This is a genomic window from Ruegeria sp. CDSC021 (assembly GCF_059610845.1).
In genome coordinates, this window is the sequence record NZ_JBXWOK010000011.1 from 105,694 (window position 1) to 120,611 (window position 14,918).

Below are 14,918 nucleotides of genomic sequence, written 5' to 3' on the forward strand. Positions count from 1 at the left end.
AACGGACCCCCCTGATGCCAGTTCTACCAATCCCAATGATTACTGCCCTGCTGCTTTCGGGCTTTCTTTTACATCGCTTTCTGACCCGCAAAACCCATCCCACGCTTTTGGTCCTCATCGGATGCTGCGCAGCACAAAGTGCGGTTATCGCGCTTGTGCAATATTATGGCTTTACGGGTCTCAGGGTCGTTCAGCCCATTCTTGCGACTGTAATTGCCGCATCCGCGTGGCTGTCCTTTCGTCAGGCCTCGGTGGGTTATCTGCGCAGACAGGACTTGTATTTGCATGCGGTAGGTCCGGCCCTTGCGATAAGTTTTCTGGCAACCCAACCCGAAGCGCTGGACGTGTTGATCCCCTTTCTCTTTGCGGCATACGGTATCGCCATCGCGTTTATGCTCTTGCGCGGCGAAGATTGTTTGCCCCATAGCCGCTTAGAAAACGGGCGCATGATTGTTTGGGTTTGGCGTGTTCTGGCCATCGCTTTGATCGCCTCAGCAGGCAGCGACATATTCATTGCAGTCCGCCTTGCATCAGGAGACACCGAGGTCTTGCTCTGGCTGCCAAGCCTGTTTTCCGCAATCACATTGCTCATATTAGGGGCGCTCAGCCTATCGCATGCAATCGAAAGCCAGAGCATTGGTTCTGACACGCGCGATGCGTATTCCAAGCAAGATAAAACCCGTGACACCGCTATTGTCGAAAAGCTCGACGCCTATATGGAAACACATAAGCCATATCTCGATCCCGATCTCACACTGGCCCGGTTGGCCCGAAAATTGCAGGTTCCAGAAAAGCAGCTTTCAAGCGCAATCAACAAAGGCAAAAGCGAGAATGTGTCTCGCTACATCAATAGGCATCGGATTTCTCACGCTTGCGCCGTAATGAAGACTGGAAAATCGGTGACCGAGGCGATGCTGGCCAGCGGGTTTAACACCAAGTCGAACTTCAACCGCGAGTTCTTAAGGGTGATCGGCGTCAATCCGCGTCGCTGGTTGAGGTCTCTTGTGGAAGTGCCCGATGAAAGGGTCAAAACCTAAGACGTTCCGGTGCACCAAGCATCCTTGCCACAGCTACCGAACCTTGATTTAGGACATCGGCGTCAGAGCCGTGAAAGCCGTCAAACAGTGAGAATCCGATCTCTATTCTGTTTTCTGTCAGCTTGATTATATTACTATCAGGAAAAACTGATGCTATGGTAATCCGAATTGAATTGGGTATTGCGCCGTGCCTGCTTGCAGAACCGGTTTGGACACGTGTAGCAAGACGTTGAAAGAATGAAATTGAAAAAACGCGACAAAGAAATGGCAGCAAACCTGACGCAGGACCCACATTCCGTTCGTTCGGGTGACAGAGAGAAAGTTCTTGAAGTTGCCATCGGCCGCGAGGTTCGTGCCTTTCGCAAACAGCAGAACATAACGGTCGCAGAGCTGGCCCAGTTGACCGGCCTTTCGATTGGCATGCTGTCCAAGATCGAAAACGGAAATACGTCGCCGTCCTTGACGACTCTGCAATCGCTGGCGGATGCGCTTTCGGTTCCTTTGACAAGCTTTTTCCGACAGTTTGAAGAACGCCGCGAGGCGGTTCATACAAAAGCAGGAGAAGGCGTCGAACTGGAGCGTGAAGGAACACGTGCGAACCATCAGTATAACCTGTTGGGACATATTGGTGCCAACGGATCCGGCGTGATCGTCGAACCGTATCTGATTACCCTGACCGCTGAATCAGATGTGTTCCCAACTTTCCAACATGGCGGGATCGAAACGATTTACATGCTGGACGGTGAGGTGGATTACCGCCACGGGGACCAGATTTACCCGCTAAAACCCGGCGATACCCTGTTCTTTGATGCAGATGCTCCGCATGGGCCCGAACGGCTTGTCAGTCTGCCGGCGCGGTATATATCAGTTATCAGCTATCCGCAGACAAACTGATCGGTTTGCGCAATAAGAAATCTGTGGGTCTGTCATAACCTTCGCGACTGCCCGTGCTTACGATCGTGAACCCCAGCCTCGAAAATACGCGATGGTTCTCAGTAAGTTCCACGCGTGTTTCCAGTTCCAGCGCAGGTAAGCCAAGCTCTGCTGCACGGCGTGCAGCATGATCCACCAACCTGCGGCCGATACCCTGACCCCGCAATCCATCCTTCACCGCAAGCTTTCCAAGGTACAAACTGTCGGGCTTGGGCGTCAGAAACATACACGCGAAAAGTGGTCGCCCAACGGCCCAGATCTCGCCGCCACCCTGACAATGCACCTGCATTCCTTCCACGTTCAGACTATGGATAGAAGACGGAGGGTCGATCCGGGCATCCATGTACTGAAATGACGCGCGAAGCAGCGCAAGCACGTCATACAAAGCAAAATCGTCACTCGAGATGAGCCAAGGCGCTTCGCCCGGATCAATCATATGAGTTGAGAAATTTCGCAAGTCTCGCTTACTTAGACAAAGGTGGTTCCGTTTCCAAATCCGGCCAGATCCCCGGAGAAGTGGGCAACCCGTCGTCAAACTGGCTGAGATAGTCCAACATCATGGGGCGGTTATCGATGAACCCTTTATAGGTTGCCAGCTCGACCGGCAGGTCCCGGATGACCCGATGCAGACGGCGGCCCCATTTGGGAACGGTCATCAGGTCCTGAAAACTACACAGGTAGCAGCGGATCGGGAACACCAGGGCGTTGGATCGCGGTAGACGGAAAAAGGTTTGCAACTCGACCCGCAGATACTGTTTGTGCGCTATGTTTTCAGGTGTCAGCGTCGTCTTCTGGATACCCCATTTGTGATAGTTTTCCGGGCTGGTATCCAGCAGCGGATTCACTGTCATAGTCCAATTCAGACGCCGTGCCGGGGCACCCTGTTGAATGTTCAGCAGGAATTTCAGCGCGCGTTGGAAAATGCCCATTTCATGGGCTTTGGGAACCGGCGCGTGCCACTCGAAAAAGTTCATTCCGATGTCAAAATCCAGACTCCAATCCGCTTGGGTCGTCACCATTCCCGCGTCCATCCACAGCATCTCGTCACGCTGATCCAGCACGGCGAAATCGCCCTGAGCTTGTCGCGTGATGTATTCCATCGGCCCATAAGGCAGCGTGGTTTCATCCATGAAGGTAAAGCTGTGATCGATGCCCAATGGCTTGTTGATCCAACGCCACTGATTGCCGTTGCGATGCAACTCGAACAGATCAGGATAGTCTTCGGACTTGCTAACCATGATCAGTTCCAGCAAGTCCCAGCCGGCCAATGTCATATGCGGCAGTGACTGACAGCGCAGCGGGTCCTGATCCAGAACCATCGCGCGGTCTTTCATCTCGGACACATAGTGTTCGTCGACGTCGAACCGCATCTCGTAGACCGATCCTTTGGGCCCGCCGCGATGCTGTTCCATGTTGACTGAATACATATAGCTGTCTTCGTGAAACGGAAACGGAAAGCGTTTGATCGCCCAGTCCGAGTTGTGAAACGTATAGTCGTCGCGGAAGGATTCGTCGTTGAATTGAATGGTCATGTTGGGCCTCCTCTCAACGGTCCAGCACGAGGGACTTGCCCTCGAAGCGCGATACACAGGGCATGATTTTCTTGCCCGCGGCCTTTTCTTCGCCGGTCAGCCAGTGATCGCGGTGAACGAAATTACCTTCATGGTCGAGCACAACGGTTTCGCACTGACCGCAGGCCCCACCGCGGCACAGATATGGTGCGTCCACGCCTTCACGTTCGATGGCCTCCAGCAGGCTTTCGTTTTCACCCACATGAATGACCTTATCCGATGCCGCCAAGCGCACCTCGAACGGTTTGCCGGGCTGAGGCGCCAGGAACTCTTCGTAGTGCACGCAATCTTCGGGCCAGCCTTCGGCGGCAGCCGTGTTTCGGACCCAGTCGATCATGCCCTTTGGACCACACACATACACATGCGTTCCCAGGGGTTGCCCGCTGAGTAGATTTTTCAGATCAATCGCCTGGCTCTGATCGTCATAGTACAGATGGGTTTCGTTCGGATGTCTGTCTGTCAGTTGCTCAGCATAAGATGCCAAGGCAGTGTTTCGGCACGCGTAATGCAACTCCCAATGCCCGTGCAGCAATTCCAACTGTTTAATCTGTGCCAGAAACGGGGTGATCCCGATGCCACCGGCCAGAAACAGATGCTTGCGGGCGCGCAAGTCCAGTGAAAACAAGTTGACCGGATAGCTGATGGTCATCTCGTCGCCCAGCTTGACCTGGCGGTGCATGAACAGCGACCCCCCCCTGCCCTCATCATCGCGTCGAACCGAAATTGTATAAGATGACTGATCAAACGGATCTGACATCAACGAATAGGGGTTAAGCCGTGTAATGGCACCATCCTGCATTTCGACCACAGTATGTGCCCCGCCCGAAAAGGTTGGTAATGGCGCGCCGTCGATACGTTCGAACCGGAACCGCGTCACCAATTCGTTCAGCGGAGTGATCTCGGTCACCTTGACCTGAATTTTCTCAGCACCGCTCATTCGTAAATCCCCTTCGACTCGGGCACATTACCATGATCCTCGGCGTCGATACGGACGCCCTGATAGGCGGCAAGACGGCGGGAGTAGTGATCGCGCACAAACAGGTTTAGGCCGCAATGTGAACAGACAAACGGGTCAATCTCGACGTCTTCGGTGATGCCTTTGCAATGCACGCATTGCATCCGACGGGCGACCGATCCGCGATGTTCGGTCTGGATCGCCGTGTGCGGCAGGCCTACGGCCATCACTTCATTCATGGCCTGCCCCATCATGCCTTCGGTGCCGGTCAGGTAGACCTGCAATCCCATATGCGCGTCCTCCAGAACCCTGCGAATGCGCGGCAGAGACGCCTCGAAAGACGGGCCTTCATAGAACTGAGCAGGGTTCAATGCCCTTAGCTTTTCCGCGAAATCGGTGCCTTTCGGGATATAGATCAGATGGGTTTTGGCCATCAGGTCAGGTGTTGCGATGTCGAGAATGGCTTCGGCCCCTTCGGCCTCGGCTATCATGAGATGATGTTCGCCCTGGCGAACCTCTAGCGCGCCCCAGACCGGGCGGCTTGCGATTGACTTGGGAAATTCGAACTTTGACATTGTGCCCTCAAATAGGAAAAGGGCGCCACGGTGTGTCCGTCGCGCCCCCTGAAACTCAGCCCTTTGCGGTTCTGATCGATTTGTCCTGATCGTAGAACGGCATCTCTTCCGCAGTTGCCGTTATTTCTGTCCCATCGCCGTTGCGCACCGTCAGCTTGGTACCGGGTGATGCACATGCGACCGGCATCCGCGCGATACCCACATTGTGACCATTGATATCAGAATACATGCCGAAGGTGACAACGCCGACTTTCTCGCCGTTTTGCAGCAGATCCGCGCCTTCATCCGCTGGGGTCGTGCCGTTCAGTTTGACGCCATAGATCTTAAACCGCTCTTTGCCTTGCGATGCATAGTGGTTCTCGGCGCCGATAAAGCCGGTTTTTCCAGGTGAGACAGTGAAATCCAGGCCCAGTTCCCACAGTGTATCACCACAGGTATCGCCATCGAACGGATAGGTTTCGGAATTGTCGCCCGGATAAAACAGCAAGTAGCTTTCGGTGCGCAGCAGATCGAGCGTCGAGAACTGGACCGGCACGATGCCCATGTCTTTGCCCTCGGCCAGAATGTTGTCCCACAGGTGTACGGCGTGCTTAGCCTGACAGAAAATCTCATACCCGCGCTCACCAGTATAGCCGGTCCGCGAAATCATCACTGGGCAGCCATAGAGTTTGGTTTGCATGATGCCGAAATAGGCCAGATCGCGAATTCCGGGGATGTGCTTAGCCAGGAAGTCTACAGCCACCGGACCCTGCAGCGACATGTCATGCATGTCATCATCGAAGATGACCGAACAATTCTTACCCGCCGCCACGGATGTCAGCTGCTCCATTCCGGTGCCTGTGCCATGCACCACCAGCCACGTGTTCACCGACAGGCGATAGATGATGCAATCATCAACAAACTTGCCTTCGGCATTCAGGATCGAGGCATATGTCGACCGCCCCGGCATGATCTTTTCGACGTTCCGCGTGGTGACACGATCAATGACATAGGCGGCATCCTCACCAACCACGTGAACCTTTTTCAAGCCGGAAACATCCATAAGACCAGCTTTGGTTCGAATTGCTTCGTAGTCAGCTTTGGCGCGTTCAGGGCTTTGGTCATAGAACCAAGCAGTCCCCATCCCGTTCCAGTCTTCAAGCTCGCCGCCGATCTGGGCGTGGCGCTGCGCAAGGGCCGACGTTCTCCAAAGAATGGCCATGGTTCGGTTCTCCCGTTGATCGTTTTTGTTGCCCATATTGAGGCCGATGTTGGGTTGAAAATCAACACTTGTGTGCAGAATTTTTTCCTGTTGGGAATATTTGCCTGCAATTTTTGCACCCTAAGAACATTCGAGAATATTGATATTTCTTTTCTTTATCTGTGGCTTAGTGCGTTTTTGGACGTGTGGGGACATACATCAAGCACAGACCTTAAAGATGTTTGCCCCACATATCTATTGACAGGTCGCCAATGAGATTGTCCCCTTAGTATACAATTATTCCCAGCAGGAAATGCTTCGCAGAAAGACCTCCTGCTGCAACAACAGGGAGACTACGAAGTGGATGGCAATCTAAATGCACTTACGACGGTCTTTACCGAGTTTTATTACTGGGTAACGGTCGTCTTCATGTTCCTCATCCATGTGGGCTTTTGCATGTACGAAGTCGGTGCCAGTCGGGCCCGTAACCATATGCACACATTGATGAAAAACATCATGATCATCCCGCTGGTGACGGTCACGTTCTTCTTCTTTGGATGGTGGATCTACTGGGCGTTCCCGAACTTTCCGTTCTGGGGCGGTCTCGACACCGAAGCAGGTGCCGCAAATCTACCGTGGGCGAACACAATGGCAACCAATTTGGACGACAGAATCACAGGGGTCTTCTGGGCCGCGTTCCTTCTGTTCTCGTGGACAGCCGCCTCGATCGTTTCTGGTTCAGTGATCGAACGGATCAGGTCATCGGCTTTGTGGGTCCATGCAGTCATGATCGGGTCCGTCTGGTGGATCATCGACGCTGCTTGGGGCTGGCACTATGGTGGCTGGATGGTGCGTATATTGGGGTATCACGATGCTTATGCGTCAGGCGTTATCCATGCAATCGCAGGTGGTTACGCACTTGGTGTGATCATGGTACTGGGTCCACGACTTGGCAAGTTTGCCAAGGATGGAACGCCGCGGGATATTCCTCCGCATAATCCATGGTTGCTGACCATCGGAATTTTCCTGATCTATACCGGGTTCTGGGGCTTCTATGCCGCCTGTAACGTTCCGGTAATCTCGCCCGAGGTTATCGACGGTCAGATCGTTGGCGCCACCTGGACTGCAACCAACATCTATCTGGCTCCGACCACGCTGTCGGCGATTACCTTTAACTTCCTGATGTCGCTGTCGGGTGGGTTGATGGCAGCCTATGTCGTCTCGAAGGGGGATGCCTTCTGGACCTTCTCGGGCGGTCTGGCCGGTATCATCACCGCGTCTGCTGGAAACGATTTGTATCACCCGATCCAAGCGATGATCATTGCCGCAATCGGCGTCGTGATCGTCTATAATCTGCACTACTGGGTAGAGCGTCGGTTCAAGCTGGACGATGCCGTTGGTGCCGTTGCCGTGCATGGCTATGCAGGTGTCGTCGGGCTGGTCATCGCGGGCTTTGTCCTGTGGGGCGTGCCTTCGTCACCATATGAAGGTTATGCAACCATCAACCCGATCGGTCAGATCACGGGTGCGGTCATCATGTTCTTTGTCCTTGGGTTCCTGCCAGGCTGGGCTCTGGCGAAAATGCAATCCGCTGCCGGCGTACTGCGCATCCCGGAAGAAGTTGAACTTCAGGGTCTCGATTACGCTGAACACCATGCCTATGAGGACGCCAAAGCTGCCATTATCGAAGCCGATAAAGAAGAACTGGCCGCCCGTGGCGTAGCAGTGAAATGAGGGAGTAAGATATGTCTACGAATGGTTATACAAACTGGGCCGTGGATCTGGCCGAAGTCGGGCCGGTCTATCCCTTCCAAGGTTACGAAGTTCTAATGGTCATCATTGGTGTCGTCTTCTGGGTTGGCTGGCATCGCATCCAATTCGTCCGCGAAGCTGAGCACCTGGAAAAGGCGCGCCATACCGGTGACGAAGAAAAGGTGAAAGCACAGTTGGAGCGATATTGATCCAGCCTTGAATGCTTGCAATGGGCGCGAAAAACACAGGTCGCGCCCATTGCCTCTTAGGAAAAAAACTTTCCTATGATTATTGATGTCCCACTGATTTGTTGGTACCGTCGAATCATAATGAAACACATAAGGAGATCTGCCAGCCATGTGCGGAATTGTTGGATTATTCCTCAAAGACCAGTCTCTTGCGCCCCAACTGGGCAATATGCTGACAGACATGCTGATCACGATGACAGATCGTGGCCCCGATAGTGCCGGTATTGCAATCTACGGCTCTGAGTCCGATGGCAAAACCAAGATTACAGTTCAGTCCCCCAGCCCCGAAACGGACTTTGTCGATCTGGCTGATGAGCTAGGCAAAAGACTTGGCGTGACGGTTGGTCAGGCAGACAATGATACACATGCCGTCTTGGAAATTCCCGCCCGTCAGTTCGAAGCCGCGCGCGCCGCGCTGGCTGAAATCCGGCCGACGGTTCGTATCATGAGTCGTGGCGAAAGCCTCGAAATCTACAAGGAAGTTGGCCTGCCCAAGGATGTTGCAGACCGCTTCAGCCTTAGCGGCATGAGCGGCACTCATGGCATTGGACACACACGCATGGCGACGGAATCCGCCGTGACAACAATGGGCGCACATCCGTTCAACACGGGGTCCGATCAATGTCTGGTTCACAACGGGTCGCTGTCCAACCACAACTCGTTGCGCCGCAAGTTGCGCCGCGAAGGCGTTACCATCCAGACAGAGAACGACACCGAAGTTGGTGCCGCATACCTGACCTGGAAAATGATGAATGGCGCCACTTTAGGGGAAGCTCTGGAATCCAGCATTGATGATCTGGACGGGTTTTTCACCTTTGTAGTAGGGACCAAAGACGGGTTTGGCGTCGTACGTGACCCAATCGCTTGCAAGCCTGCAGTGATGGCAGAAACAGATCAATATGTTGCCTTTGGCAGCGAATACCGCGCCTTGGTGAACCTGCCAGGAATCGAAGACGCCCGAGTTTGGGAACCTGAACCGGCCACCGTATATTTCTGGTCGCACAACGACAGTCCCACAACCCACGAAAAGGCCGCCTGAAATGCAGACCTATGATTTAGAGGCAGACGGACTGCGTGGATTGAACTCGTCCCTGCAGGAGCAAAACGCCGAGACCAACCAAACCAGCTGGGAAATTGTAAATCCAAAAGGCAGCCATGCGATTGCTGTCGGACTGGACGCGCCGATCGAAGTGACGGTCAAGGGGTCTACCGGATACTATTGTGCCGGCATGAACCAACAGGCGACCATCAAGGTTCAAGGCTCAGTTGGTCCGGGTGTGGCTGAGAATATGATGTCCGGCCAAGTCATCGTCGATGGCGACGCCAGCCAGTATGCCGGGGCCACAGGCCATGGTGGGTTGCTAGTCATCAAGGGTAACGCAAGCTCGCGCTGCGGTATTTCGATGAAAGGTATCGACATCGTGGTGCATGGCAATATCGGCCACATGTCCGCCTTCATGGCACAGGCAGGAAATCTGGTCGTCTGCGGAGATGCGGGCGATGCGCTGGGGGATTCACTCTACGAGGCACGGCTGTTCGTGCGTGGTTCGGTCAAAAGCCTCGGTGCTGATTGCATCGAGAAAGAAATGCGCCCTGAGCATCTGGATATTCTGAGGGATCTGCTGGACCGCGCTGGCAGCGACGCCAAGCCGGAAGAGTTCAAACGCTATGGCTCGGCTCGTCAGCTTTACAATTTCGACATCGACAATTCCGCAGCTTACTGAGGAAGAAGGGTATGAAAGATATGGACGATCAGATCCCCCGCACCCTGCCGATTCAGTCGGCGACATTTACCAATCCGATCAATGCTGAGATCCGTCGCGCCGCTGCGACAGGTATCTATGACATTCGTGGCGGTGGCGCCAAACGGAAAGTTCCTCATTTCGACGATCTACTCTTTCTGGGTGCGTCGGTGTCGCGCTATCCGTTGGAAGGCTATCGGGAACGTTGCGATACCTCAGTAACGTTGGGCACGCGCTTTGCCAAAAAGCCGATCGAGCTGGATATCCCGATCACCATTGCGGGTATGAGCTTTGGCGCGTTGTCCGGTCCGGCGAAAGAAGCTCTGGGCCGCGGCGCATCCGCAGCGGGCACGTCAACCACCACCGGTGATGGCGGCATGACGCCCGAGGAACGTGGCCACTCAACCAAGCTGGTGTATCAATACCTGCCCTCACGCTATGGCATGAATCCCAACGATCTGCGTAAGGCTGATGCGATTGAGATTGTGGTTGGCCAAGGCGCCAAACCCGGCGGGGGCGGCATGTTGTTGGGTCAAAAGATCAGTGACCGTGTGGCCGAGATGCGGACCCTGCCCAAAGGCATTGACCAACGGTCCGCTTGCCGCCATCCAGACTGGACAGGGCCGGACGACCTTGAGATCAAGATCCTCGAACTTCGGGAAATCACTGATTGGCAAGTGCCTATCTATGTGAAAGTTGGCGCCACGCGCCCCTACTACGACACTGCATTGGCAGTGAAAGCCGGGGCGGACGTTGTCGTCATGGATGGCATGCAGGGCGGCACCGCTGCGACGCAGGACGTATTCATTGAACATGTCGGGTTGCCAACACTGTCATGCATCCGCCCTGCCGTTCAGGCATTGCAGGATCTGGGCGTACATCGTGAGGTTCAGTTGGTCATCTCAGGCGGCATTCGCACCGGGGCCGATGTGGCCAAGGCATTGGCACTGGGTGCAGATGCAGTTGCTATTGGCACGGCTGCTCTGGTGGCCCTTGGGGACAACGATCCCAAATGGGAATCCGAATACCAGAAGCTGGGCACAACCACTGGCGCTTATGACGATTGGCACGAAGGTCAGGACCCGGCAGGGATCACCACGCAAGACCCCGACCTGGCTGCGCGTCTTGACCCGGTTGCTGCGGGTCGCAGGCTGCGCAACTACTTGAAGGTGATGGCGCTTGAGGCCCAAACCATCGCGCGTGCATGTGGCCACAATCACCTGCACAATCTCGAACCTGAAGACCTGTGTGCCCTGACAATGGAGGCGGCCGCCATGGCGCGTGTCCCCTTGGCGGGCACCAGTTGGTACCCGGGCAAGGAAGGGTTCTGAACCGATGCTGCGCGGCTCCCTGATGGGGGCCGCGTTTTTGCTTTGAAAAACTAGAATTCAACAGGGAAAGGAAAGCAATCGTGACGACAGATCTCGCAGCTTTCGCAAAAGAAAAAGGCGTCAAATACTTCATGATCTCGTTCACCGACCTGTTCGGTGGACAGAGGGCTAAACTGGTTCCTGCGCAGGCGATTGCCGACATGCAGCAAGATGGTGCAGGCTTTGCCGGGTTCGCCACCTGGCTGGATATGACACCGGCTCATCCTGACATGCTGGCAGTTCCAGACCCATCATCGGTCATTCAGCTGCCCTGGAAGCCCGAAGTGGCTTGGGTTGCTGGCAACTGCGTTATGGAAGGCAGCGATGTCGCGCAAGCCCCTCGTAACGTATTGCGCCGCCTGATCGACGAAGCTGCAAGCGAAGGAATGCATGTCAAAACCGGTATCGAAGCCGAGTTCTTCCTGATGACGCCGGACGGAGAACAGATTAGCGATCCTTTCGATACAGCTGAAAAGCCTTGCTATGACCAACAGGCCGTGATGCGCCGGTATGATGTCGTGCGTGAAATCTGTGACTACATGCTGGAACTGGGCTGGGGACCTTATCAGAACGACCACGAGGACGCCAACGGCCAGTTCGAGATGAATTGGGAATTTGACGACGTTCTGCGCACTGCTGATAAACACTCTTTCTTCAAGTTCATGACCAAATCGGTTGCTGAAAAACATGGGCTGCGTGCGACATTCATGCCGAAACCGGTGGAAGGCCTGACCGGTAATGGCTGTCATGCGCATATCTCGGTCTGGGATGCGCCAGGCGATGCGGCCAAGACCAACGTGTTTGCAGGCGAGGGCGACGGCCCGACCGGTGAGGTTGGTCTGGGAGAGCGTGGCAAGCACTTCCTCGGTGGCATCATGAAGCACGCGTCAGCACTGGCCGCGATCACCAACCCCACGGTGAACAGCTACAAACGCATCAACGCGCCGCGGACGATGTCGGGTGCAACATGGGCGCCCAACACCGTGACATGGACGGGCAACAACCGGACTCACATGGTGCGTGTGCCCGGCCCCGGGCGGTTTGAATTGCGCCTGCCGGACGGAGCAACCAACCCCTACCTGCTTCAGGCCGTGATCATTGCGGCTGGACTGTCAGGTATCCGATCCAAAGCAGACCCTGGCAAGCGCTGGGATATCGATATGTATGCCGAAGGCCATAAAGTGCGCGGAGCACCAAAGTTGCCGTTGAACATGCTTGATGCACTGCGCGAATACGACAAAGACAAAGACCTGAAGGGCATGATGGGCGCCGAATTCTCGTCTGCTTTCCTGAAGATGAAGCATCAGGAGTGGAATTCCTTCGTGTCGCATTTCTCGCGCTGGGAAAAGGAAAACACGCTGGATATCTGATCCGGTAAAACTGGAAGACATCGAGGTTGCGGCCTGTGCCGCGGCCTTGTTGTTCATTCACCAACAACGATCACGCCGGGATGTTTTTTCAGTCAACACGCGCCGGGCGAAGATCGCGGCGCGTCTTTTGCACACATATCGTCAAACGGGGATTCCGTTGAAATTGTGCGCCTTTAAGACGGGAACCCAATCCCCGCATTGCACAGCTGCTTTGGGCAGCCCCTTGGTTGTCTGGGAAATCGGAACCATCCCTGGCTTGCGGCCAAAAAGCAGTCAATCAGGGCATGGGCTAAGGGTGCTGTGCAAAAGATGACACCTAAACGACGATATCGCGATCGAGCAAATCTCTATGACGTTCAATACTTAAGACCGGCTTCATCTAATCTGAACGGTTGGTTGTTTGACGACTGATTTCGAGACCCTGCAAATAGCCTATTCTGGGACTTCTTGTCCTTTTTTCCTATCCACCTCGATGCGCCAGTCGGGAACGTCGTTAACAAGCATCAATGCCGCACGTCGCAGGGAGGTTCGCATTTTATCCACCGCCGGGCCGCGCAGTTCACAATCTTCCAAAGCGGCGTCAAAGGTTTCCAGCCAAAGCTCTGCATCGGCCTCGCGAATAGGCACATGGGCATGTATTTCCCGTAAATCCATGTGGCCAAATCGTTCCCGGTAATAAGCTCGGCCGCCCAAAAAACCGCTGAGGAACTCGAACTGTGCTTGCCTTGTATGGTTCAATCCGTGACCCCGAAAATGCAGCCGGTGCAAGGAATACACAGCCGGATCGGCCTCCATTCGATCATAAAATTGTTCGACAAGCGCGCGCAGGCTCTCTTCGCCTCCAAGTTGATCCAAAGCCGAGGACATAGTGGATTCTCCGGGTCTCCAGTGCCTAATTTATTGCATAACAGGAATATTAGTTTATCAACAGTGACATCTTGGCGCTGTTGATATCTGGGACCGAACACATGCCAATATGGTCGACACTACAACAATCTTCCCTTACATGAGCGCCCTTGCACTCGGGTTGCTAGCTGCGTTGTGCTGGGGCATTCATGATCTCTCGGTCCGCTATATCAGCCAGTCCGTCAGCGTGGTCGCCTCGCTTATGTTTGTGTTACTCTTTGGTGCCATCCTGCAGATCGGGATGGTTGCAGCCTGGGGCGACATCAACCCCATGTCGGGCAACGCGATGGCTTATGCGATTGCAGCAGGTTTTTTTTACCTCTTGGCCGGGCTCAGCATGTACGAGGCTTTTCATCGGGGGCCCGTGCGATTGGTTGCGCCGCTAGTTGCCAGCTATCCGGTCTTGTCCGTCACCGTCGCAATTTGGCGCGGCTCGACTGTCAGTGCATGGCACTGGTTGGCCGTAATTGCGATCGGCCTCGGAGTATCCATCGTCGCAGCCCGCTCAGACAAAACCGAGACAACCTACCCTGCCCGAGGCCCAACCATTGTCTTGTCTTTGCTGGCCGCAACCGGGTTCGCCGCAGCATTTGCCCTGGGGCAATACGCGGCAGAGATCAGCGACGAATACACCGTGTCTCTAATCGGTCGACTTACGGCAATTCTGGTTCTGGCAGCGATAGCTTTTGCGTCTCGCAAGTCGATTTGGCCCGGCACAAAAGCACTGCCCCTTTTGTGCTTAATGGGTTTACTGGATGCGGTCGCAATTCTCAGTGTGGTCGCGGCCGGTAGGTTGCCCAATGCCCAATATGCATCCGTCGCGGCTTCGGTTTTTGGACTACTGACTGTTGTCCTTGCCTGGGCAATCTTGAAAGAGCGTATGTCACCAAGCCAGTGGCTTGGTTGTGTCGTCGCGTTTGCCGGAATCGGCTATCTCGCGCTCTGAGGACGGCCTTGCGAATTGACGTGCCTGATGGGCTGCAGCCGGGCTGTTTCGCAGGCACTCAATCTCGCCTGAGCGTGGCGGTCCGGATTCACACAACGCTCGTAGTAGGGGGGATCGGAGGGAATTGGGAGGCGACACGCCAATGGATACGATCACCATGCACAAGTTACGACCTAAAAGGTCGCCAATACCTACCTAAATCAGAACGGAAAAAAGAACAGCCGCAGTTTGAACAGCGGCGGCCTCGTTTTAAGCCGTCAGGCCTTCTGGTTCGGGGAGTTTGTTTGCGCGGCATGCGGCGGTCAGGGTGTTGGCCAGCAGGCATGCGATTGT

At 54.8% G+C, this 14,918-nt stretch carries 15 protein-coding genes; 9 read left to right on the forward strand and 6 right to left on the reverse strand.

Going from position 1 to position 14,918, the window contains the following annotated elements; genetic code table 11:
• The first annotated feature begins 14 nt into the window (after window positions 1-14).
• Both AC2FGB_RS16280 and AC2FGB_RS16285 read left to right on the forward strand, forming a co-directional pair.
• Window positions 15-1,037 (forward strand): helix-turn-helix domain-containing protein, encoded by a 1,023-nt coding sequence (locus AC2FGB_RS16280; RefSeq protein WP_496694284.1) that lies wholly within the window; start codon window positions 15-17, stop codon window positions 1,035-1,037.
• A gap of 237 nt (window positions 1,038-1,274) precedes the next feature.
• Window positions 1,275-1,931, forward strand: a complete 657-nt coding sequence (locus AC2FGB_RS16285; RefSeq protein WP_185956716.1) for a helix-turn-helix domain-containing protein — start codon at window positions 1,275-1,277, stop codon at window positions 1,929-1,931.
• Here AC2FGB_RS16285 and AC2FGB_RS16290 read toward each other — a convergent pair.
• From AC2FGB_RS16290 to AC2FGB_RS16310, 5 genes are read right to left on the reverse strand one after another with little or no spacing between them, the layout of a single operon-like run.
• Window positions 1,909-2,427, reverse strand: a complete 519-nt coding sequence (locus AC2FGB_RS16290) for a GNAT family N-acetyltransferase (protein WP_271951769.1) — start codon at window positions 2,425-2,427, stop codon at window positions 1,909-1,911. The genes AC2FGB_RS16285 and AC2FGB_RS16290 overlap by 23 nt on opposite strands.
• 7 nt (window positions 2,428-2,434) lie before the next feature.
• Entirely contained in the window at window positions 2,435-3,502 is a 1,068-nt protein-coding gene (locus AC2FGB_RS16295) for a heme-dependent oxidative N-demethylase family protein (RefSeq protein ID WP_496694283.1), read from the reverse strand.
• Window positions 3,503-3,515: 13 nt separating this feature from the next.
• Window positions 3,516-4,478: a PDR/VanB family oxidoreductase gene (locus AC2FGB_RS16300; RefSeq protein WP_281973362.1), complete on the reverse strand. Its 963-nt coding sequence runs from the start codon at window positions 4,476-4,478 to the stop codon at window positions 3,516-3,518.
• Window positions 4,475-5,071 carry a dimethylamine monooxygenase subunit DmmA family protein gene (locus tag AC2FGB_RS16305; RefSeq protein WP_496690298.1) on the reverse strand — a complete coding sequence of 199 codons (597 nt, stop codon included), beginning with the start codon at window positions 5,069-5,071 and terminating at the stop codon, window positions 4,475-4,477. The genes AC2FGB_RS16300 and AC2FGB_RS16305 overlap by 4 nt, the downstream gene beginning before the upstream one ends.
• Before the next feature lie 55 nt (window positions 5,072-5,126).
• Complete coding sequence (locus AC2FGB_RS16310; RefSeq protein WP_496690299.1) at window positions 5,127-6,272, reverse strand: aminomethyl transferase family protein; 1,146 nt, start codon at window positions 6,270-6,272, stop codon at window positions 5,127-5,129.
• Between the two features lie 339 nt (window positions 6,273-6,611).
• Here AC2FGB_RS16310 and AC2FGB_RS16315 point away from each other — a divergent pair, with 339 nt between their 5' ends.
• From AC2FGB_RS16315 to glnT, 6 genes are all read left to right on the forward strand, one after another.
• Window positions 6,612-7,985, forward strand: coding sequence for an ammonium transporter (locus AC2FGB_RS16315; protein WP_142638482.1), 1,374 nt, complete (start codon window positions 6,612-6,614; stop codon window positions 7,983-7,985).
• Between the two features lie 11 nt (window positions 7,986-7,996).
• Window positions 7,997-8,212, forward strand: a complete 216-nt coding sequence (locus AC2FGB_RS16320; RefSeq protein WP_142638480.1) for a hypothetical protein — start codon at window positions 7,997-7,999, stop codon at window positions 8,210-8,212.
• Between the two features lie 148 nt (window positions 8,213-8,360).
• Entirely contained in the window at window positions 8,361-9,290 is a 930-nt protein-coding gene (locus tag AC2FGB_RS16325; protein WP_496694282.1) for a class II glutamine amidotransferase, read from the forward strand.
• Window position 9,291: 1 nt separating this feature from the next.
• Window positions 9,292-9,975, forward strand: a complete 684-nt coding sequence (locus AC2FGB_RS16330; RefSeq protein ID WP_281995750.1) for a GltB/FmdC/FwdC-like GXGXG domain-containing protein — start codon at window positions 9,292-9,294, stop codon at window positions 9,973-9,975.
• A gap of 20 nt (window positions 9,976-9,995) precedes the next feature.
• Window positions 9,996-11,324 carry an FMN-binding glutamate synthase family protein gene (locus tag AC2FGB_RS16335; protein ID WP_142638687.1) on the forward strand — a complete coding sequence of 443 codons (1,329 nt, stop codon included), beginning with the start codon at window positions 9,996-9,998 and terminating at the stop codon, window positions 11,322-11,324.
• Between the two features lie 80 nt (window positions 11,325-11,404).
• The gene (glnT, locus tag AC2FGB_RS16340) at window positions 11,405-12,733 is read left to right on the forward strand and encodes a type III glutamate--ammonia ligase (protein ID WP_142638474.1); all 1,329 of its coding nucleotides are present in this window, start codon (window positions 11,405-11,407) and stop codon (window positions 12,731-12,733) included.
• A 432-nt stretch (window positions 12,734-13,165) separates the two neighbouring features.
• Here the strand turns inward: glnT and AC2FGB_RS16345 are convergent, their stop codons facing one another.
• Entirely contained in the window at window positions 13,166-13,600 is a 435-nt protein-coding gene (locus AC2FGB_RS16345; RefSeq protein ID WP_142638472.1) for a group II truncated hemoglobin, read from the reverse strand.
• 139 nt (window positions 13,601-13,739) lie between these two features.
• Between AC2FGB_RS16345 and AC2FGB_RS16350 the strand changes: the two genes are divergently transcribed.
• On the forward strand, window positions 13,740-14,585 hold the full coding sequence (locus AC2FGB_RS16350) for an EamA family transporter (RefSeq protein ID WP_142638470.1): 846 nt from the start codon (window positions 13,740-13,742) through the stop codon (window positions 14,583-14,585).
• Window positions 14,586-14,918: the final 333 nt, after the last annotated feature.